The organism is Thermoanaerobaculia bacterium (genome assembly GCA_035260525.1).
GTDB lineage: Bacteria > Acidobacteriota > Thermoanaerobaculia > UBA5066 > DATFVB01 > DATFVB01.
Genome location: DATFVB010000105.1, coordinates 1 through 20136, shown reverse-complemented (window position 1 = coordinate 20136; position 20136 = coordinate 1). Strand labels below are relative to the sequence as shown.

At 68.2% G+C, this 20136-nt stretch carries 17 protein-coding genes; 9 read left to right on the top strand and 8 right to left on the bottom strand.

Features of this window, described 5'->3' with window-relative positions; translation table 11 throughout:
• The first annotated feature begins 489 nt into the window (after window positions 1-489).
• The 6 genes from VKH46_05130 (at window position 490) to VKH46_05105 (ending at window position 6771) form a co-directional block, all read left to right on the top strand.
• Entirely contained in the window at window positions 490-1167 is a 678-nt protein-coding gene (locus VKH46_05130) for a hypothetical protein (GenBank protein ID HKB70206.1), read from the top strand.
• A gap of 14 nt (window positions 1168-1181) precedes the next feature.
• On the top strand, window positions 1182-2549 hold the full coding sequence (locus VKH46_05125) for a M20/M25/M40 family metallo-hydrolase (protein HKB70205.1): 1368 nt from the start codon (window positions 1182-1184) through the stop codon (window positions 2547-2549).
• A gap of 70 nt (window positions 2550-2619) precedes the next feature.
• On the top strand, window positions 2620-2988 hold the full coding sequence (locus VKH46_05120; protein HKB70204.1) for a stress response translation initiation inhibitor YciH: 369 nt from the start codon (window positions 2620-2622) through the stop codon (window positions 2986-2988).
• 149 nt (window positions 2989-3137) lie between these two features.
• Window positions 3138-3491: a hypothetical protein gene (locus VKH46_05115; protein HKB70203.1), complete on the top strand. Its 354-nt coding sequence runs from the start codon at window positions 3138-3140 to the stop codon at window positions 3489-3491.
• Window positions 3492-3583: 92 nt separating this feature from the next.
• A complete protein-coding gene (locus VKH46_05110) occupies window positions 3584-6175 on the top strand; it encodes a protein kinase (protein ID HKB70202.1) in 2592 nt (863 codons plus the stop codon).
• Entirely contained in the window at window positions 6172-6771 is a 600-nt protein-coding gene (locus VKH46_05105) for a short chain dehydrogenase (GenBank protein ID HKB70201.1), read from the top strand. The genes VKH46_05110 and VKH46_05105 overlap by 4 nt, the downstream gene beginning before the upstream one ends.
• An 11-nt stretch (window positions 6772-6782) precedes the next feature.
• Here the strand turns inward: VKH46_05105 and VKH46_05100 are convergent, their stop codons facing one another.
• Together VKH46_05100 and gltX are read right to left on the bottom strand one after the other, a co-directional pair.
• Entirely contained in the window at window positions 6783-7814 is a 1032-nt protein-coding gene (locus VKH46_05100; protein ID HKB70200.1) for an alcohol dehydrogenase catalytic domain-containing protein, read from the bottom strand.
• A gap of 4 nt (window positions 7815-7818) precedes the next feature.
• Window positions 7819-9228 (bottom strand): glutamate--tRNA ligase, encoded by a 1410-nt coding sequence (gltX, locus tag VKH46_05095; protein HKB70199.1) that lies wholly within the window; start codon window positions 9226-9228, stop codon window positions 7819-7821.
• Between the two features lie 363 nt (window positions 9229-9591).
• Between gltX and VKH46_05090 the strand changes: the two genes are divergently transcribed.
• Complete coding sequence (locus VKH46_05090; GenBank protein HKB70198.1) at window positions 9592-10491, top strand: DMT family transporter; 900 nt, start codon at window positions 9592-9594, stop codon at window positions 10489-10491.
• A 451-nt stretch (window positions 10492-10942) separates the two neighbouring features.
• On the opposite strand, the gene VKH46_05085 is transcribed toward VKH46_05090, so the two are convergent.
• The 5 genes from VKH46_05085 to VKH46_05065 all read right to left on the bottom strand — a co-directional run bounded on the left by VKH46_05085 (window position 10943) and on the right by VKH46_05065 (window position 16958).
• Window positions 10943-12265 carry a trypsin-like peptidase domain-containing protein gene (locus VKH46_05085; protein ID HKB70197.1) on the bottom strand — a complete coding sequence of 441 codons (1323 nt, stop codon included), beginning with the start codon at window positions 12263-12265 and terminating at the stop codon, window positions 10943-10945.
• Between the two features lie 91 nt (window positions 12266-12356).
• Window positions 12357-12875, bottom strand: coding sequence for an Hsp20/alpha crystallin family protein (locus VKH46_05080; GenBank protein ID HKB70196.1), 519 nt, complete (start codon window positions 12873-12875; stop codon window positions 12357-12359).
• A gap of 25 nt (window positions 12876-12900) precedes the next feature.
• Window positions 12901-15546 (bottom strand): ATP-dependent chaperone ClpB, encoded by a 2646-nt coding sequence (gene clpB / locus VKH46_05075; GenBank protein HKB70195.1) that lies wholly within the window; start codon window positions 15544-15546, stop codon window positions 12901-12903.
• A gap of 117 nt (window positions 15547-15663) precedes the next feature.
• Entirely contained in the window at window positions 15664-16320 is a 657-nt protein-coding gene (queC, locus tag VKH46_05070; protein HKB70194.1) for a 7-cyano-7-deazaguanine synthase QueC, read from the bottom strand.
• Window positions 16317-16958 (bottom strand): radical SAM protein, encoded by a 642-nt coding sequence (locus tag VKH46_05065; protein HKB70193.1) that lies wholly within the window; start codon window positions 16956-16958, stop codon window positions 16317-16319. Before VKH46_05065 ends, queC begins: the two co-directional genes overlap by 4 nt.
• Before the next feature lie 420 nt (window positions 16959-17378).
• Here VKH46_05065 and VKH46_05060 point away from each other — a divergent pair, with 420 nt between their 5' ends.
• Together VKH46_05060 and VKH46_05055 are read left to right on the top strand one after the other, a co-directional pair.
• Window positions 17379-17993: a DUF47 family protein gene (locus VKH46_05060; GenBank protein HKB70192.1), complete on the top strand. Its 615-nt coding sequence runs from the start codon at window positions 17379-17381 to the stop codon at window positions 17991-17993.
• Window positions 17993-18985, top strand: coding sequence for an inorganic phosphate transporter (locus VKH46_05055; GenBank protein ID HKB70191.1), 993 nt, complete (start codon window positions 17993-17995; stop codon window positions 18983-18985). The genes VKH46_05060 and VKH46_05055 overlap by 1 nt, the downstream gene beginning before the upstream one ends.
• Window positions 18986-19394: 409 nt before the next feature.
• Here VKH46_05055 and VKH46_05050 read toward each other — a convergent pair.
• On the bottom strand, window positions 19395-20136 hold a 742-nt coding region (locus tag VKH46_05050), incomplete at its 5' end, for a glycosyl transferase family 2 (protein ID HKB70190.1).

Below are 20136 nucleotides of genomic sequence, written 5' to 3'. Positions count from 1 at the left end.
TAGCCGCCGGCCGGCCCGCCGAATCCGTCTTCCCGCACGTCTGGCCGCGCCTCACCATCGATCCAACCGAGAACCTTCCGCCCTCGTCAGCCAGGTTTCGAGGGCGCGGCGATACGCGCGGTTATACGGGTCCGTCGGGCCTGCCGGCGGCTCGACGGACGCTCTCGGTACGCCTTCACCGCCGGCAGGCCCGCCGAACCCGTCTTCCAGCACGTCTGGCCGCGCCTCGTTGTTGAGTCAGCTGACGCGAAGCTCGTGCCGGCCGCGCCCGTCTCCGACGTACATCTCGAGTACGCCGGAAAGCCGTCGCGCGAGCCCTCCCTGTCATCGCGAGCGGAGCGAAGCGATCTCCGGCCCCCAGAGGCGCCGTTGAGGCCCGGATCGGCCGATTTCGACGTTTCAAGACAGCCAACCCCCCGGCGCATGCGCAAAATAACCCTTTCGCCGGGAACGCGGAACGATTAGATTCGGGAGGCCAGTGAGGAATCGATGAAGGTTCTGTTTCTACATTTTACGGGGGAAGCCCGCGACGCCAAAGCCGCGAGGCTGGCCAAGTCCGGGGCGGAGCTGATCGTCGAGGAGCCCCGCTGGCCCCGGTTCTACGAGCTCGCCCGGAAGGAGAAGCCCGCCGCGATCGTCATCGACTTCTCCCGGGCGCCGTCGCACGCGCTCGAAACCACCGACTATCTCTCCAAGGCCAAGGACACCCGCGACCTCGAGCTCTTCGCGATCCACGTCTTCGACGACCGGAAAGAGCTGCTCAAGGAGAGGGTTCCGAAGGCGCAGGTCTACTCCGAACGGGAGCTCGCGGCGGTGATCGCGGAGCGTCTCCCGAAGTGGGAGGCCGCCCGCGCGGCGGCGGAGGAAGCCGCTCGCGAGGAGCGGCAGCAGCGCCTCGAGGAACGCAAGGTGGCTGCCGCGGCGTCGAGGGCCCGGGCCCGCGAGAAACGGCTGGCCGCCCGCGCGGCGGCGGCGGCGGCCGAGCCGCCCCGGGAAGGGCCGGCTCCTGCGCCCGAGAAGGCGCCCCGCGCGGCCGCACCGAAGGCAAAGAAGCCCGAGAAGAGGAAAGCCGCGCCGAAGAAGAAGGCCGCCGCGCCCGCGAGGAGCCGGAAACCCGCGCGGTCCCGGCGACCGCCCGCGAAGAGCAAACCGAAGAAGAAGAAGTGACAAGGAGTTGAAGGATGTCTGCTGAGTTCTCGAAAGAGGCCGCCGCCCGCTACGCCGACGATTCGCGGGGACGATTCGAAACCGCCCTCCGCGAGATCGTCGAGATCCCGACCATTTCCGTCGAACCCGAGCACAAACCGGACATGGCGCGAGGGGCTCGCTACGCGGCGGATCTCCTCGAGTCGATGGGGGCGAAGGCCCGCGTTTACGAGACGGGAGGGCATCCTCTCGTGCACGGCCAGTTCGAAACGGGCGCGGGCCGTCCGACCGTGACGATCTACAACCACCTGGACGTCCAGCCGGCGGAGGGCCCCGACTGGAGGACCGAGCCGTTTCGCTTCACGCGCGAAGGGGACACGTATTTCGGGCGGGGGACGACCGACGACAAGGGACCGGCGATCTCGGCCCTCTTCGGCGCCAAGTACGCCGCCGACAACGGCGCGCGCGTCAACATCGACTTCCTCTGGGAGCTCGAGGAGGAGATCGGCTCGCCGCACTTCGAGTCGACGATCCGGGACCATGCCGCCGACTTCGCGACCGGCTCGATCGTCGTCTGCGACACCGTGTGGGTTTCTCGCAAGCATCCGGCGTGTCCGGCCGGTCTCCGCGGTTTGCAGGGTTTCCGCTTCACGCTGCGCACGGGGGAGACGGACCAGCACTCGGGGACCGCGGGGGGCGCCGCCCGCAACCCGCAGGCGGAGATCTGCGAGCTGATTTCCCAGTGCATGGACGCGAAGACGGGACGGGTGAAGATCCCGGGGTTCTACGACGACGTGGTCAAGCCGACGAAACAGGAGCTGGAGGACATGAAGAAGTCCGGCTTCACGACGCGCGAGTTCAAGAAGGACCATCTGCTGAAGTCGCTCCGCGTCGACGATCCCCTCGAAGTGATGAAGCGGATCTGGATGATGCCGACCTTCGAGGTCCACGGCATCGCCGGGGGCTACACGGGCCCCGGCGTGAAGACCATCATCCCTCCGAGCGCCACCGCGATCGTGTCGTGCCGGCTCGTTCCGAACATGAAGCCGAAGAAGATCGCGAAACTGGTCAAGGACTTCGTCAAGTCGAAGAATCCGGACGTCGAGGTCTGGTCCGAGCACGCGCTGCCGGGCTACAGCGCGAAGACGACGGGGCCCTACGCCGACGCGATCAAGGCCTCGATGAAGTTCGCGTTCGGCAAGGAGCCCGTGTTCGTTCGCGAAGGCGGGTCGATCGGCGCGGTGCTTTCCATGGAGAGCGTGCTGAAGGCCCCGGTCTACTTCCTCGGCCTCTCGCTCCCGGAGCACGGCTACCATGCGCCGAACGAGAACTATGACTGGCAGCAGGCGCGCGGGGGGATGATGGCGTTTGCGGAGTATTTCCGCCGGGTCGGCGAACTCTAGGGGAGGCGCGGACGATCGCTCGAGCGAATACGGGCGCGAACGACCCGCCGGCGGCCTAGTCGTGCTGCCGATGAAACGCTCCGATGAAACCGTGTATTATTCCGGCCCCGGGGGTAGCGGCAACCGGTGTCCTCGGTGCGGCTGGCCGGCCGGCTCGTGCGCGTGCGCGAAGAAAGAGGACGTCGCCGCTGTGCTCGCACAGCAGCGCGTCCGCGTCTCCCGGACGTCGGCGGGGCGAGCGGGCAAGACGATCACGCTCGTGACCGGCGTCGAAGGGGGCGAGAAGGTCCTGGCGGCGCTGGCGAAAGAGCTCAAGGCGCGGTGCGGCGCGGGCGGGACCGTCAAGGACGGAGCGATCGAGATCCAGGGCGACCACGTCGAGACGGTGCTCGGGTTGCTGGCTGCCGACGGATACCGCCCGAAAAAGTCCGGCGGGTAATTGCGGGCCGGCTCGGCGCGGCGGGCCGCTGAGCTCGCCGGACGACCGTTCTCCGGAACACGACCGTTCGCATTTGTCAAGCGGGAATCGACGGGAAATTTTTCGAAGGACAGTTGCTTTCGCCGCGGGGGCGGGCGGACAATCTTTTCGTGCTTCCGGAAGTCTTCGAGTGCCCGCGCTGCGAGCGGCAGTTCATCGTCGACGAGCCGTCGGAAGGGTACGTCACGGTCCACTGCCCGCAGTGCGGCCGGTACCTCGGCGAGCGCGATCTCTCGTACGTGCTGCGCTCGGAGATCGACGAGCTCGTCGAGAGGCTGGAGTTCGAGCGAAACCGCCTCGAGAACGACGCCGCCGTCTACGGGATGACGGATTGCGAGGCGGAGATGAAGCTCTACGGCCGGGAGATCCCCGCCGCCGTCGGCGTCCTGCGGGAGACGATCGGGAAGCTTCGGAAGATGAGCGAGTCGTACAAGCCCGCTCCGTCGAAGACCCGCGACCGGTGAGCCGCGCGCACTTCCGGTAGACTCTTCCCACCGATGCCCCTGTCCCATGGAACGAAGGTCGGGCCTTACGAGGTCCTCTCGCCGAGGCGATCATGACGCTCGGTCCCGGCATGAAGGTCGGCCCGTACGAGATCGTCGCGGCCCTCGGGTCGGGCGGCATGGGGGAGGTCTATCGGGCGCGGGACCCGCGGCTCGGCCGCGAGGTCGCGCTCAAAGTGCTTCCGGAGGAATTTTCCGAGGACCGCGAGCGGCTCGCCCGGTTCGAGCAGGAAGCGCGAGCCGCCTCCGCCTTGAACCACCCCGGCATCGTCGTCGTCCACGAGATCGGGACCGCCGACGGCCGGGCGTTCATCGCCATGGAGCTCGTCGAAGGACGGACGCTGCGGGGGCTCCTCGAGGACGGCCCCGTCGGGATCCGCAAGCTCCTCGACGTCTCGACCCAGCTCGCCGAGGCGCTCGCGAAGGCGCACGACTCCGGGATCGTCCACCGGGATTTGAAGCCCGAGAACGTCATCGTCTCGAAGGACGGCTACGTCAAGGTCCTCGACTTCGGGCTCGCGCGGCAGACGGGCCGGCGCGGATCAGATTCCTCCGAGCTCCCGACGCAGACGGGCACGGCTCCCGGAACGGTGATGGGCACCGTCGGCTACATGTCGCCGGAGCAAGCCGTGGGCCGTCCCGTCGACTTCCGTTCCGACCAGTTCTCGTTCGGGTCGATGGTCTACGAGATGGCGACCGGGAAGCGCGCGTTCGAGCGAGGGAGCTCCGCCGAGACGCTGACGGCGATCATCCGCGAGGAGCCGGAGCCCATCTCCGCCGTCACCACGCGTGTCCCCGCGCCGCTCCGGTGGATCGTCGAGCGCTGCCTCGCCAAGGACGCCGAAGACCGTTTCGCATCGACGAAGGACCTCGCGCGGGACTTGAAAAGCCTCCGCGACCATCTGACGGAAACGTCGGCGTCGCTCCAGGCCGGTGTGGGCGGCGCCATTCCGATCGGCCGGGTCCGGAGCCTCCGGCGGCGCGCGATCGCCGCGACGACTGCCGCGCTGCTCCTCGCGGCCGCGCTCGCTGTCGCTCTTTTCCTTCCTCGAAAACCTTCGCCCGGTCCGGTCTTCCGGCGACTCACGTTCCAGCGCGGCGCGATCTGGGGAGCGCGGTTCACGCCCGACGGGGGTTCGATCGTCTACGGCGCCGCGTGGGACGGACAGCCCTCCCACCTGTACGCCGTGCGGGCGGACAACCTGCTGTCGTCGCCTCTCGACCTTCCGGCGGCATTTCTCCTGGGAATCTCCTCGCAGAGCGAGCTCGCTCTCGCGCGCGATCCGATCCAGGTCACGACACTCCAGATCCAGGGGACGCTCGGGAGAGCTCCGCTCTCCGGCGGCTCGCCGCGGGACATCGAATCCGGGGTTTCCTTCGCCGACTGGTCGCCGGACGGCAAGGGGCTCGCCGTCGTCCGGGACGTCGGCGGGCACGCGGACCTCTTCTATCCCGACGATCATCTCCTCTACGCATCGCAGGGGTGGGTGAGCCATCCGCGGTTCTCGCCCGACGGAAAGTGGATCGCATTCCTCGACCACGCGTCGGCGGGAGACGGCGGCTCGGTCGTCCTCGTCCCGGTCGACGGGCGGAACCCGAAGACGCTCGCCTCCGGCTTCTCGACCGTGCAGGGGCTCGCCTGGCGGCCCGACGGCAAGGAGATCTGGTTCACCGGAACGTCGGAAGGAAACGCGCGGTCGCTCTGCGCGGTCACACCCGGCGGCCGCATGCGGGTGATCCACCGCGTTCCCGCGACCCTGACGCTGTATGACATCGCGAAAGACGGCCGGGCTCTCGTCGAGCAGGAGGACCAGCGCGCGAGCGCGTTCGCCATGGCGCCCGGGGAAACCCGGGAGAGGGACCTCTCGGGTCTCGACTGGAGCGGCCTGAACGGGCTTTCGATGGACGGGAAGCTCGTGGTCTTCGACGAGACGGGGGAGGGCGGCGGCCAGAGCGGGTCGCTCTACATCCGGAAGACGGACGGCTCCGCGCCCATCCTGCTGGGGCCCGGCGGCGCGGGAGGGTTCTCCTCGGATTCCGCCTGGGCGGCGGGATACGGTCTCGACGCCACGAAGATCTCGCTGTTCCCGACGGCCGCGGGGAAGCCGCGCGTCGTCCAGACTTCGCTCGTCAACGTCAGCTCCCCGCAGTTCGTCTCCGGCTCGATGCGGCTCGTGGTGCGGGGGGCCGAGAAAGGGCACGGCCCTCGATATTTCGTCGTGGACTCTCAGACCGGCGCGACCCGCCCGATCAGCGACGAGGGAATTCCGTTCACGAGCTATACGCCCACGTCGCCCGACGGCAAACGGATGCTCGGTCTCGCCGCCGACTTTCGCCCGGCGATCTATTCGATGACGGGAGGAGCCCCGGTTCCCGTCCCCGGGTCGGCGCCCCGCGAGTATCCGGCGGGGTGGTCGACCGACGGACGGGCGGTCTACGTCTATCTCCGCGGAGGAAGCTCGGCTCCCGTCTACCGTGTGGACCTCGCGACCGGAAAGCGCGAGCTCTGGAAGACGATCAACGCACCCGATTCGGCCGGAATCACCGGGATCGCGCCGGTCATCGTCGTCATGGACGGGAAGTCGTATGCCTACGGCGTGACCCGGATCCTCTCGACCCTGTACCTCGTCGACGGCCTGAAGTGAGAGTCCTCGTCGTCGGCGCCACGGGCACGATCGGCCGCGCCGTCGTGGCGGCATTGGAAGATCGTCACGAGGTCCTTCCGGTCGCCCACCGCAGCGGCCCGTTGACCGTCGATCTTCAGGATTCTTCCTCGATCGTCCGCCTCTACGAAAAGGTCGGCCGGGTCGACGCCGTCGTCTGCGCGGCCGGCGCGACCAGGTTCCGGCCGCTCTCCGAGCTGTCGGAGGAAGACTTCCGGTTCACGCTTCATCACAAGCTGCTCGGGCAGATCAACATGGTCCGTCTCGGGATCCGCTTCGTCGCGGATCGCGGATCGTTCGCGCTGACGTCGGGGACGCTCGCGCGCCGCCCGTCTCCCGGCGGGGCTGCGATCTCGGTCGCCAATGCCGGAGTCGAGGCCTTCGTCGCCGCGGCAGCGCTCGAGCTCCCGCGCGGGATCCGGATCAACGCCGTCTCCCCCGGGTGGGTCGCCGAGACGCTGAGGAGGATGGGGCATCGGGCGGAGGGAGGCACGCCGGCAGCCGCGGTCGCGCGGGCGTTCGTCGAGGCGATCGAAGGGGACGCGACGGGCGCCGTGATCGAACCCGGCGGCGCGTAGGAGCGTCCCGTTCAGCCGGCGGGAAGAATGACGGACCGAAGGTGCCCCGTCCCCGCCTCGAGCTCGTCGAGGACGCGATCGATTGCCGCAGCCTCGAGCGGAACGCGGCGCGTGATGGCCCGCGACGGGTCGATCTTCCCCGCGGCCGCGAATTCCATCAGGTCGCGCAGGTCCGCGCGCGTGTGGTCGGAGCATCCGATGATCCGCCGCTCGCGCGAGAGGACGTCCCGGTAGGGATCGAAGGAAAAGGGGCGCGCGTCGAGAGCGACGATCACGAGTCTTCCGCCCGGGGCGAGCGCGCGCAGGGCGGCGGACCGCGACGCGGGCGTACCGGCGAAGTCGAGGGCGACGTCGGGTCCCCGGCCTCCGGCCGCGCCGGCAACCGACTCGGCAAAGTCCGCGGCCGACGCGTCGAGAGGGTGGGCGCCGAAGTCCCGCGCGGCCGAAAGTTTCGCGGGAACGACGTCGGACACGATGACCGCCCCCGCTCCCAGGACGCCCGCCAGCTGCACCGCGGATGCTCCGAGCCCTCCGAATCCCGAAACCAGCACGCTCTCTCCGGGTCGAATCTCCGCGAGCCGGAGCGCATGGAGCGCGGTCGCCGACGAGCACATCATGACGGCCGCCTCGTCGAACGAAACGCCGTCCGGGACCGGGATCGCGTTTTCCGCGGGGATGGCGATCATCTCCGCGTAGCCCCCGTCCCGCTCCTTGCCGATCATCTCGGCGCGCGGGCAGAAGCGTTCCCGCCCCGCGCGGCAGTCCGCGCAGGCTCCGCATCCGACGAGGTAATGGACGGCGACGCGGTCGCCGGGCGAGGGGAGCTCGACGCCCGCCGCTTTCTCGACGACCACCCCGGCGATCTCGTGGCCGGGAGTCACGGGAAGCCGCGCGCGGCCCGGGTCCCTCCGGTAATGGGCGTCCGTGTGGCAGATGCCGGCGGCGCGGATCTCGATCACGATCTCTCCGGGCGCCGGTTCGGGGACGGCCCGCTCTTCGTCGCGCAGACGCGCTCCCGGAGACGTCAGGCGGACGGCGCGCATGCGCTCAGACGGCGACTTCGATCTTCCTGAGGAACGCTTCGATCCTCCGCAGGGCCGTTTCCTTCCCCAGGAGCTCCAGCACGTCGAAGAGGGGAGCGCCGACGGTCTTTCCCGTCGCCGCGAGCCGCAGCGGGTGGATGAGCTTGCCGGCGGACGTCCCCTTCTCCGCCGCGAGCTCGCGGAGCGTGGCCTCGAGCGCCTCCTTCCGGAAGTCGGCGAGGGCCGAGAATCGCTCGGCGAGCGACGCGAGGAGCGACGGCGTGTCGGGACCGACGTTCTTCTTCAGCCCGGCCGCGTCGTATTCGGAGGGATCGGCCGTGTAGTCGGCGAGGCTCGCGCGGAGCTCCGTCAGCGTGCGCGAGCGCTCGCGGTGGAGCTCGATCGCGGCGAGCGCGGCCGGCTCGGGGGGGAGCTCGGCTCCGTCCACGTCGAGACGCAGGAAGAGCTCGGCCGGCGTCATCGCGGCGAGATACTTCGAGTTCATCCAGAGGAGTTTCTCCGGGTCGAAAACGGACGGGGACGCTCCGACGCGGTCGAGCGAGAAGTCCCGGATCATCTCTTCCAGCGTCATGATTTCCCGGTCGTCTCCCGGCGACCATCCGAGGAGCGCCAGGAAGTTGACGAGAGCCTCCGGGAAGACGCCGGCGTCGCGCCACTCCTCGACGGACGCGGCGCCGTGGCGCTTGGACAATTTCTTCCGGTCCGTCCCGTAGATCATCCCGAGATGCGCGAACTGCGGGACCGGCGCGCCGAGAGCCGCGAAGAGCGCGACGTGCTTGGGGGTGTTGGCGAGGTGGTCGTCGCCGCGGATGACGTGCGTGATCCTCATGTCGACGTCGTCGACGCAGACCGTGAAGTGATAGAGGGGATGGCCGCCGGAACGGACGAGGACGAAATCGTCCGTCGCCCCGGCGGGGAACTCGACGCGGCCCCGGATCAGGTCGTCGACGACGATCGGCTCGGGGCCGACGCGGAGGCGGACGACGAATTTCTCCCCCGGGCCGGCGCGGCGTCCGGCGTCTCCCGCGTCGAGCGGCCGGCATTTCTTCGAATACTGGTAGGCGCGCTTCTCCGCTTCGGCCTTCTTCCGATCGAGGTCGAGCTCCTCGGGCGTGCAGAAGCAGCGGTAAGCCTTGCCCGAGTCGAGCAGCGCGTCGGCGCGCGCGCGATAGAGGTCCATCCGGTCCGACTGGTGAATCGGCCCTTCGTCCCAGCGGATTCTCAGCCATTCGAGCGACCGAAGAATCTGGTCCGTCAGCTCGGTCCGCGAGCGCTCGACGTCCGTGTCCTCGATCCGCAGGACGTGCGTCCCGCCGTGGTGCCGTGCGAAGAGGAAGTTGTAGAGCGCCGTGCGCGCGCCGCCGACGTGGAGGCTTCCCGTGGGGGACGGGGCGAAGCGGACGCGAACGCTCATGAGACGGATCGTCCGCGTCGGTCGACGACCGGCGCGCGCCAGCGGTCTCTCCGGCGAGCGTCTGCCCGCGGATTCGCCGGCGGAACGGTTCCGCGGTCCGCCTGGGGGCCGTCGATTTTCGGCGCTGGTCCACGCCAGACGTTCATGTCGACCCTTCTCGCGCTGAAATCGCAGAGCGGCGGCCTGCCAATTTCGCCGATGACCCGCCGGCGCGTGCCCAGGGCGGACCGCGCGACCGGGCCGCGGGCGCGACATCCGCGCCGGCCGCGCGAGCGCGATCTTATCCTCCTCCGCTCTTGCGAGCTACGGAGGATTCTCCAGATCCTCCGAAGCCTTGGCGAAGGAGGATACGATCGCGCCGCCGTGAACTCCTCGACCATTTCGGCCGAAAAGCACTCGTGGCCGGCGGCGTTCGCGCTCGTCGCGGTGACCGTCGTCTGGGGCACGACCTTCATCGTCAACGCCGAAGTGCTCGGGCGGGAGCCGCCGCTCGGGTACGTCGCGTCGCGTTTCGTCCTCGCGGCGCTCGTTTTGAATGCCGCGACGCTCGGCCGGGCGGCCACGCCGCGGATCTGGCGGGACAGCATCGGAATGGGAGCGCTGCTGGCCCTCGGGATGGGCGCCCAGATCGTGGGGCAGACGGAAACTTCCGCGTCGAAGACGGCATTCATCACGGGGCTGTCGGTGGTCCTCACGCCGGTCGTCGCCCTCGTCCGGACGCGCCGGGCTCCCGGGCGGACGGTGCTCGCCGGCGTCGCGCTCGCGACGGCCGGGTTCGCGATGCTCTCGTGGCCGGCCGACGGCGGCGGCGTCAACCGCGGCGACCTGATGGTGCTCGCGTGCGCCGTCCTCTTCGCCGTCTATTTCGTCGAGAACGAGGTGCGGTCTCCGCGCCACGACGCCTTCCTCTACACCGCGCGGCAGATGATCGCCGCGTCGGCGACGCTCGCCGCCGCCTCGCTGTGGCTGAAACTCGCCCGGCCGGCCCTCGCCGCGGCGTCGTTCGAGGCGAAGCCGTTCGTCTTCGACCGCGGCTTCCTGATCGCGGTCGCCTACATGACGCTCTTCGCGACGATCGGGACGTTCACGGTGCAGAACTGGGCGCAGGCCCGGCTCTCGGCGACGCGCGCCGCGGTCATCTTCGCCCTCGAGCCGGTGTGGGCCGCAATCTTCGCGGCGGTGATCCTGGGGGAGCGCCTCGGAGTTCGCGGTTATGCCGGCGGAGCGCTGGTGATCGCGGGGATCGTCGTCTCCGAGTTGTAGCTGGCGCGTACCATACGCGGCGCTATACGAACGCGGGCACCCGGCCGCCGGCGCTCAACGTACGCCAACGGTACGCCTCGGCGCGCCGGCCGGGTGCCCGCGTCCGTCTTTCACCACGTCTGGCCGCGCCTCGAGGCGTTTTCGGTCGCACACGAGTGCCGTTCCAGGTGACGGATCGCAGCCAGCGCCGCGGCCTCGAATGGTTCATGGGACGAGCGGCGCCGTCGCTTTCGTTTCAGTGACGAGAACAGATTCGACGGTCAATCTGCCGAGGCGCGGGGAGACGCGAGCGTAAAGATCGGTCCACGATGTCAATTGCCGGCGCGCGGCCAGACGTGCTGGAAGGCGGGTTCGGCGGGTCTGGCCGGCGGCGAAGGCGTACTGAAAACGTACGTCTAGCCGCCGGCAGGCCCGACGGACCCGTATAACGGCGCGTATGGCCGCGCGTTCCCTAAGCGAGGGGAAACGTCAACGTGTACTGCCAGCCGCCGCGCTGGACAGTCATCAACAGCGTCGTCCGGCTGAAGTCGCGGTTCAGGATCGTCTCGGCTTCCTTCTCGCTCCGGACGTCGCTGCCGTTCAATCCCACGAGGTAGTCGCCGGCCGCGAGCCCCGCGCGGTCGGCGGGCGAGCCGCGGAACACCCGGCTGATTCGAAGGGCGCCCCGCGCGGGCGTGACCTGGATCCCGACCTCGTCGCGCAGGAGCCTCGCCCAGAGCCCCGCCGGCGGCTCCGACACGCGCAGCGGAAGCTTCCGGGCGCCGTTTCCCGCGCGCACCGACACCGTGATGAGCTTTCCGGGCGTGACGCTCGAGAGGATCGTGTCGAGGTCGTTCTTCGTCTCGACGGGCCGGTTGTCGATCGAGACGATCACGTCGTTCTTCGCGATTCCCGCGCGCGCGGCGGGGGAGCCCGGCTCGACGTGCGTCACCCGATAGCCGACCGGCTTTCCCTCTCCCGCCAAACGCGACGACGCCGTGCGCCCCCGGACGCCGATCCAGACCGGCCGCACCGAGCCGTAGTGCAGGAGATCGTCGACGATCCGCTTCGCGCGGTCGACCGGGATGGCGAACCCGATCCCCGAGGCGCCGCCGACGATCGCCGTGTTGATCCCGATGAGCTGCCCGTCGACGTTGACGAGCGGCCCCCCGGAATTGCCCGGGTTGATCGACGCGTCCGTCTGGATGAAATCGGTGAAGACCCGCTCCCGGTTCTCCTCGGGAACCGTGCGCCCGACCGCGGAGACGACGCCCGCCGTCACGGTGTTCGAAAGCCCGAACGGGTTCCCGATCGCGATGACGGTCTCGCCGATCATCAGGTCCGAGGAGGTCCCCATCGGGATCGTGGGAAGGCCCGGCTTCGCGCCGCGGATCCGCAGGACCGCGAGGTCGTTGTCCTGGTCGGCTCCCACGACGTCGCACTCGTATTCCTGGCCGCTCTTGGTCGTCGCGATGATCTTCGACGCTCCCGAGACGACGTGGTCGTTGGTGAGGATGACGCCGCCCGCGTTGATGATCGTTCCGGAGCCGAGCGACTTCGTCTTGTAGCGGCGCGGGCCGGCGTCGAACTCGCCGAAGAACTGGTCGAAGAAGGTCGGCTGCCGCCTCACCGTCTGCTCGGCGGAGATGTTCACGACGGCGGGGGAGACCTTCTCGACGACCGCGACGACGGCGTTGCGCCGGATCGGAGGAGTGGCCGCGAACACCGAAGAAGCAAGAGAAAGGGCGGCGACCGCGACGGCCGCCGCCCCGGGATTCCTGCGTCGTTCTCTCATGTCCCGGAAAACCGAGGTGTCATCTTCAGAATTCCGGGCCAACGTCGCCGAAGCGAATCGACCGGGCGCTCACGGTCGTGAGCGCTTCGGACTAAGCTTTGTGGACGTCGATTTCCTTCTTGCGTCCCGTGCCCGATCCGGTCTCGGCGCTTCCGGCCTTGATCGGGATCTGTTTCGGCTTCGTCTCCTCGCGCTTGGGCATGTCGATGTTCAGGATCCCGTCGGAGAACGTCGCCTGGATCCGGTTCTGCTCGACGCTGTTCGGGAGCGTGAAGGACCGCACGAACGTCCCGTAGGAGCGCTCGATCCGGTGGTAGTTCTGCTCGTTGCTCTCGCGGTTGAACTTGCGCTCGCCGCGGATCGTGAGGAGCCCGTCCTCGACCGTGAGGTTCACCTGATCTTCCTTGAATCCGGGGAGCTCGACCTTGAGCTGGATCTTGTCCTTCCCCTCGACGATGTCGACGGGGGGCATCCAGGTCCCGTAAGAGAGGTTCTCCTCGTCGGTGCCGCGCGCGCGCGCCGGCATCCGCTCCGTGCCGATGAGGCGGCTCATCCGCTCGCCCCAGCTCTGAAGCTCCTGAAAGGGATCCCATCGTGTCATTCCGTTCATTTCTCTACCTCCTGTGATTGACGGGTTATGAGATGGCCGCCGAAGCCGGTTCGGCGGCCGGTTCGGTTGCGGCCGTGCCGGGGATCTCGGTGAAGGCAAGCGACTCCCCGTCGGAGGCGACGGCCATCTCGATCGTCGCCTTCCCGGTGAGCTGTCCGCCGAGCACCATCTTCGCGAGAGCGTCCTGGACCGATTTCTGGATGGCGCGCTTCAAAGGACGCGCCCCGTACACCGGGTCGTATCCCTTCTTCGCGAGCCATTTCGCGGCCTCCGGGGTCCACGTCAGACGCAGGCCGCGCCCCTCGAGCGTCCGGACGAGCCGGGCGAGCTGGATCTCGACGATCCGCTCGATCTCCTCCTCCCGGAGCCGGTGGAACACGACGACGTCGTCGATCCGGTTGAGGAACTCGGGCCGGAAGTGGCGGGTGAGCGCCTCCGTGACCTTCGCCTTCATCTCGGCCTCGTCGCGGTCGGCGTACTCGTGGATCCATTCCGAGCCGATGTTCGAAGTCATGATGATGACCGCGTTGCGGAAATCGACGTTGCGCCCCTTGCCGTCGGTCAGGCGCCCGTCGTCGAGCACCTGGAGCAGGATGTTGAAGACCTCCGGGTGCGCCTTCTCGATCTCGTCGAAGAGGATCACGCTGTAGGGGCGGCGCCGCACCGCCTCCGTGAGCTGCCCTCCCTCCTCGTAGCCGACGTATCCCGGCGGCGCGCCGATCATCCGCGCGACCGAGTGCTTCTCCATGTACTCCGACATGTCGAGCCGCACCATCGCGTTCTCGTCGTCGAACAGGAACTCGGCCAGCGCGCGGGAGAGCTCGGTCTTCCCGACGCCCGTCGGGCCCAGGAAAATGAACGAGCCGACGGGCCGGTTCGGGTCGGAGAGGCCGGCGCGCGCGCGGCGGACGGCGTCGGAGATCGCGGTGACGGCCTCGTCCTGGCCGACGACGCGGCGGCGGAGCCGCGACTCCATCTGGAGGAGCTTCTGGCTCTCGGCCTCCATCATCCGGGCGACGGGGATGCCGGTCCATTTCGCGACGACCCGGGCGACGTCCTCCTCGTCGACTTCTTCCTTGAGCATCGGCGCCCCGCCCTGGAGGTTCGAGAGCGCGGTCTTGGCCTTCTCGAGGCGCTCTCCGAGCTCGCGGAGCTTCCCGTACCGGAGCACGGAGGCTTTCTCGAGGTCTCCCGCGCGCTCGGCGTCCTCGGCCTCCGCTTTCGCGTGCTCGATCTCCTCCTTCAGCTTCCGGATCTCGCCGATCGCATTCTTCTCGTTCTGCCAGCGCGCCTTCAGGCGGGAGGACTTCTCCTTCTCCTCGGCGAGCGCGCGGTCGATCGCTCCGAGGCGCTCGCGCGCCGCCGGCGTCTCCTCGCGCGCGAGCGCGCGCTTCTCGATCTCGAGCTGGACGACCCGCCGCTCGATCTGGTCGATCTCGGTCGGAAGCGAATCGATCTCGATTCGCAGTCCGGAGGCCGCCTCGTCGATCAGGTCGATCGCCTTGTCGGGGAGGAACCGGTCGGTGATGTAGCGGTGGGAGAGCTGCGCCGCCGCGACGATCGCCGCGTCGGTCACGCGCACGCCGTGGTGCACCTCGTAGCGTTCCTTGAGCCCGCGGAGGATCGCGATCGTGTCCTCGACGGTCGGTTCCTCGACGTAGACCGGCTGGAATCGCCGCTCGAGGGCGGCGTCCTTCTCGATGTATTTCTGGTACTCGTTCAACGTCGTCGCGCCGATTGCGCGGAGCTCGCCGCGGGCGAGCGCGGGCTTCAACATGTTCGACGCGTCCATCGAGCCCTCGGACGCGCCGGCGCCGACGAGCGTGTGGAGCTCGTCGATGAAAAGGATCACGCGGCCCTCCGCCTCCTCGATTTCCTTGAGCAACGCCTTGAGGCGGTCCTCGAACTCGCCGCGGTACTTGGCGCCGGCGATCAGGGCGCCGAGGTCGAGCGCGACGACGCTTTTGTTCTTGAGCCCTTCCGGCACGTCGCCCGAGCGGATCCGCAGCGCCAGCCCCTCGACGATCGCGGTCTTGCCGACACCCGGCTCGCCGATCAGCACCGGGTTGTTCTTCGTGCGCCGCGAGAGTACCTGGACGACGCGGCGAATCTCGTCGTTGCGCCCGATGACCGGGTCGAGCTTTCCCTTTCGCGCCGCCTCGGTGAGATCGCGGGCGTACTTCTTCAGCGCCTGGTACTTGTCTTCGGGGTTCTGGTCGGTCACGCGCGAGGACCCGCGGACCTCTTTCAGCGCAGAGAGGAGGGCCGCCTCGGTGGCTCCGGACGAAGAGAGCGCTCTGGCGGCTTCGGTGCCGCGCGCGTCGGCGAGCGCCAGCAGCAGATGCTCGGTCGAGACGTACTCGTCCTGGAACTTGTGGGCGATCTCGAAGGCCTTGTCGAACACCTTCACGAGCGAAGGGGAGACCTGCGCATCGGCGGAAGCCCCCGAAACCTTCGATCGCCGGGAGAGCGCGGCGTCGAGGGCGGACGCGATCGCGTCGGGATCTGCGCCGAGCTTGGCGAGGATCGGGAGGACGATCCCTTCCTTCTGCTGCAGCAGTGCCTGGAGGAGGTGATCGGCGGTGAGCTCCGCGTGGCCCATCTCTCGGGCGAGACGCTGAGCGTTCGAGACGGCTTCCTGGGCCTTGACGGTGAACTGGTCGAATCTCATCGCAGCTCTGATACTAGAACCTTAGTAGATCCATGTCAAGTGTTTTATGGAAAAATCTACATGTTTTCGCTCATATTTTACGTACAGCAGTCGCAATAACTTGGAAGTCCCGTGCCATCAGGGGAGTTTACGGACTGCTTTTTCCGCGCGTTGTCTGATCCGGCAGGAGTCGCAATGGCCGCAGGGCTCTCCCCTCTTTCCCGGGTCGTAGCAAGAAAGAGTCCACCGGTAGTCGAGCCCGAGCGACTCGCCGAGACGAAGAATCTCGGTTTTCGAAAGCTTCAGGAGCGGCGCGACGATCCGGAAGCGCCGGCCGCGGACGCCGGCGGCGGTGCCGAGATTCGCCATGCGCTCGAAGGCGCGCAGGAACGCGGGGCGACAGTCGGGGTAGCCGGAGTAGTCGACGACGTTGGCGCCGATCCAGATCTCGCGCGCGCCGATCGCCTCCGCCCAGGAAAGCGCATGCGCGAGGAAGAGCGCGTTGCGGGCGGGCACGTACGTCGCCGGGATCCGCCCCCGGCGCACGCCGCCCCTGGGGACGGCGATCTTGCGGGACGTGAGCGCCGAGCGCGCCTTCCCCGGCAAATCGACGGCCGCGATCCGGTGCTCGACGCAGCCGAATCGCCGCGCGAGCTTTCGCGCAAACGCGAGCTCGACGCGGTGCCGCTGCCCGTAGTCGAAGGAGAGCGCGTAGGTCTCGCGACCCTTCGCGCGCGCGAGCGCCAGGCACGTCGCCGAGTCGGCGCCTCCCGAGAGCAGCACCACCGCCTTCATCGTCCCGGCACGTCGCCCCAGAGAAGCTTGTGGAGCGGCAGCCCCAGCCGGATGTCGCAGCCGCTTTCGAGGATCCACTCCGCGAGATCCGCTCCCGGCAGGCGGTCCCAGACGGGAGAGAACGTGACGACCCGCGAAGCGTCGAGATTCCCTTGCGCGACGCGCGCGATCGCCCAGTCGAAGTCGGCGCGGTCCGCGAGCACGAACTTGAGCTCGTCGGACGGACGCAGCCGGGCGAGGTTCTCGTCGAGGTTGAAAGCCGCCATGCCGCTCCCCGGCGCCTTGACGTCCATGATCGCGATCGCGCGCGGGTCGAGGCGGTCGAGGGGGACGTGGCCCCCGGTCTCCACGAGCACGGTCTTGCCCGCGTCGAGGAGCCGGGTCATGAGCGGGTAGGCCGCTTCCTGCTCGAGCGGCTCGCCGCCGGTCAGCTCGACGAGGCGCGTCCCGTGCGCCTCGACTTCCGCGACGACCGCGTCGATCGTCATGGGCCGGCCGCCGTGGAACGCGTAGGCGGAATCGCACCACGCGCAGCGGAGCGAGCAGCCGGTCAGGCGCACGAACGAGCAGGGAAATCCGGCGCGCGTCGATTCGCCCTGCAACGATTTAAATATCTCGGTAACCTGGAGCAGCGGCATTACGGCATTTTACGTGGGCGCGGCGATGCATCGAGCCGGGCGGGCGCGTGCCGGCCGCGCTCGCCCTCCAACGTACCATTCAGTACGCCTGCGGGCGGCGCGGCCCGCCCGCATCCCGCCGGGCTCGCGCCTCCCCGCGCCTCGGCAAAGCAAGAGTTGCCCTTCGGTCGCTGCTACGGGAGACCAACTATTTGCTCACTCGTTCTATGAGCGGCAGAGCCGATGCCCGAAACCGCTGAATCGGCGCCCGCGACCTCGAACCCTGCGGTCACTCATCTGAATCGAGCCACCGAGTCAAGCGACCGCGTCGCTTCAACTCGGTGGGCTCGATTTGGCGCGCGAGCCCAGCAACGTTGCTGAGGAGCTTCGTGTAAATTCCGTTTGTAGTCGCTTGCCTCTTCGCGGTAGGCTTTGCCGCCAATGTTCGGCATGACGCGGCGCGATCACCTGTTTTTCGATCTCTTCGCGTCCCAGGCCCGCGTCTCGTTCGAGGCGGCGGTGATCCTGAACGAGGCGCTCTCGACGCTCGCCGACCTTCCGGAGCGCGTCCACAAGATCAAGTCCCTCGAGCATCAGGGGGACGAGCTCACGCACCGCATATTCAACGAGAGCGCCCGCGTCTTCGTGACTCCGTTCGACCGCGAAGACATTCACGCGCTGGCCTCTTCGCTCGACGACGTCCTCGACAACATCGACGCGGCGGCGGCGCGGCTGACGCTCTACAAGATCCAGGCGCCGATTCCGCTCGGCGCCGAGCTCTCGAAGATCCTGATCGGCCAGACGCAGATCCTGCAGGAATCGGTCGGAAAAGTGCTGAAGCGGGACCACGTCATCGAGTCGTGCATCCGGATCCACGCCCTCGAAAACGAAGGAGACCAGGCCCTCCACGAGGGGCTGACCCGGATCTTCGACGAGGTGCGCGACCCGATTCTCCTGATCAAGCAGAAGGAGATCCTCGAGACGCTCGAGGCGGCGACCGACCGCTGCGAGGACGTCGCCAACGTCCTGGAAAGCCTGATCCTGAAGACCGCCTGATGATCCTCGGGCTGCCGCCGCTCGTCTTCCTGGTGGTCGCCTTCGCCCTGCTTTTCGATTTCACCAACGGCTGGCACGATTCGGCCAACGCGGTCGCGACGGTGATCTCGACGCGCGTGATGTCGCCGATGGTCGCGATCGTGATGGCGGCGATCCTGAACTTCGTCGGCGCGTTCCTCTCGACCGCGGTCGCCAAGACGATCGGAAGCGACATCGTCGACCCGCACCAGGTCACGCAGCTCCTGACGCTCGCGGCGCTCCTGTCGGCGATCGTGTGGAACACGTTCACGGTCTGGATCGGGATGCCCGTCTCCTCTTCGCACGCGATCGTCGGCGGAGTCATCGGGGCCGCGGTCGCCCAGAGCGGATTCGCGATCCTGAAGGGAAAGGGGATCGCCAAGATCGTCGAATCGTTCCTGGTCTCGCCGATCCTCGGGTTCGCGATCGGCCTCCTCGTGATCTGGGTCGTGATCGTCCTCTTCGCGCGGTCGGCCCCCTCGCGGGTGAACTCGTTCTTCGGCCGCGCGCAGATGGTTTCGGCCGGGTTCATGGCGCTCTCGCACGGCAGCAACGACGCGCAGAAGTCGATGGGGATCGTCACGCTCGCGCTCTTCTCGGCCGGCAAGCTCTCGAAGATCGACGTACCCACGTGGGTCGTCGGCGCCTGCGCGATCGCCATGGGCATCGGCACGGCCGCCGGCGGGCGCAAGGTCATCCACACGCTCGGCATGAAAATGATTCACCTGAAGCCCTACCAGGGCTTCGCGGCCGAAACCTCCGCCTCCGCGGTCATCCTCACCGCTTCGCACTTCGGGCTGCCGGTCTCGACGACGCACGTCATCTCCTCGGCGATCATGGGCGTCGGGGCGCAGAAGGGGGTCTCGGCCGTCCGCTGGGGGGTCGCGCGGAACATCCTCCTCGCGTGGACGTTCACGCTCCCGCTCACCGCCGGAGTCGCGTGGCTCCTGATGAAGCTGTTCCTGCTGTTCTAGGAATTCCGACAATCCGGGAGCGCCCTCATCCGCCGGCGGTCGCCGGCACCTTCTTCCGCGGAAGAAGGGAGGGCGGGACTCGTCCGGCGAATGCCGGCGCCCCGTCCCGGGCGAGCGTCGTGCCGTCGAAGGTCTAGCAGGCTGCTGAAAAAGGGTCCGTGGCGGGGTTGCGAGCGCCGCGGGCTCGAATGTAAGACGCCGCGCCGAAGGCGATGCCGGCCGCATCGTCTAGGCGCGGGAACGAAGCAGTCGGGCCTGCGCCGCCGCAACCTTCTGGTGGCGCGAGTCTTGCCGTTCGCGCGTTGAAAAGATCCGGCGCCAAACCTCGTCGAGCTGGAGCGCCGCGCCGTCCTGCGAGCGATCGGCAAGACTCGTGACACGCCGCCCGGATTCGTTTTTCAGCCGCCTGCTAGTCCCGCGGGGTTTCCGCGACGGGCGCCAGTGCGGCCGAGCGGGTCGGCGCGGGGGCGAGCCGCGGCAGCCGGGGACGGGCGAGCTGCTGCGCGAGCGTCAGCATCGTCATGTAGAAATAGCCGGAGAAGAAGACCATGAGGAACGGGATCGCCAGATAGATGCGGTCCTCGATCGAGATCCCGATCGCGACCGCGAAGTAGACCGCGAGCGCCGTCTCGAAGGGAAACGACAGGTTGACGCGGGTCCGGTAGGCCTTGCGGCTCCAGTCCTCCGGGCGGTCGCCGACCGAGTACTTCGGCGTGCGGCGGAACTCGCTTTCGCGGCCCAGCAGCGCCTCGAGCACCGCGTGCGCGTTGTTGACCGCGAGACCGATGCCCAGCGACATCACCATCGGCATGTACCGGAGCTTCTTCCGCCATTGCGGGTCGATCTCCTTCTGCGAGGCGATGTAGAAGAGGACGACCGACGACGTCGAGATGAAGAAGAGAGGAAAATCGAGGAGGATGAGGCGCGTCCATCCGAGCCGGTGACGGATCAGCATCGCGGGGAAGACCAGGATCGACAGCGCGATCACGAGCGGATACGAGAGATTGTTCGTCAGGTGAAAGAAGGACTCGATCTTCACCCGCAGCGGAAAGCCGCTTCGGAAGATCCGCGGGAGCAGCTTGCGGCCGGTCTGGATCGATCCCTTCGCCCATCGATGTTGCTGGGTCTTGAACCCGTTGATGTCGACCGGG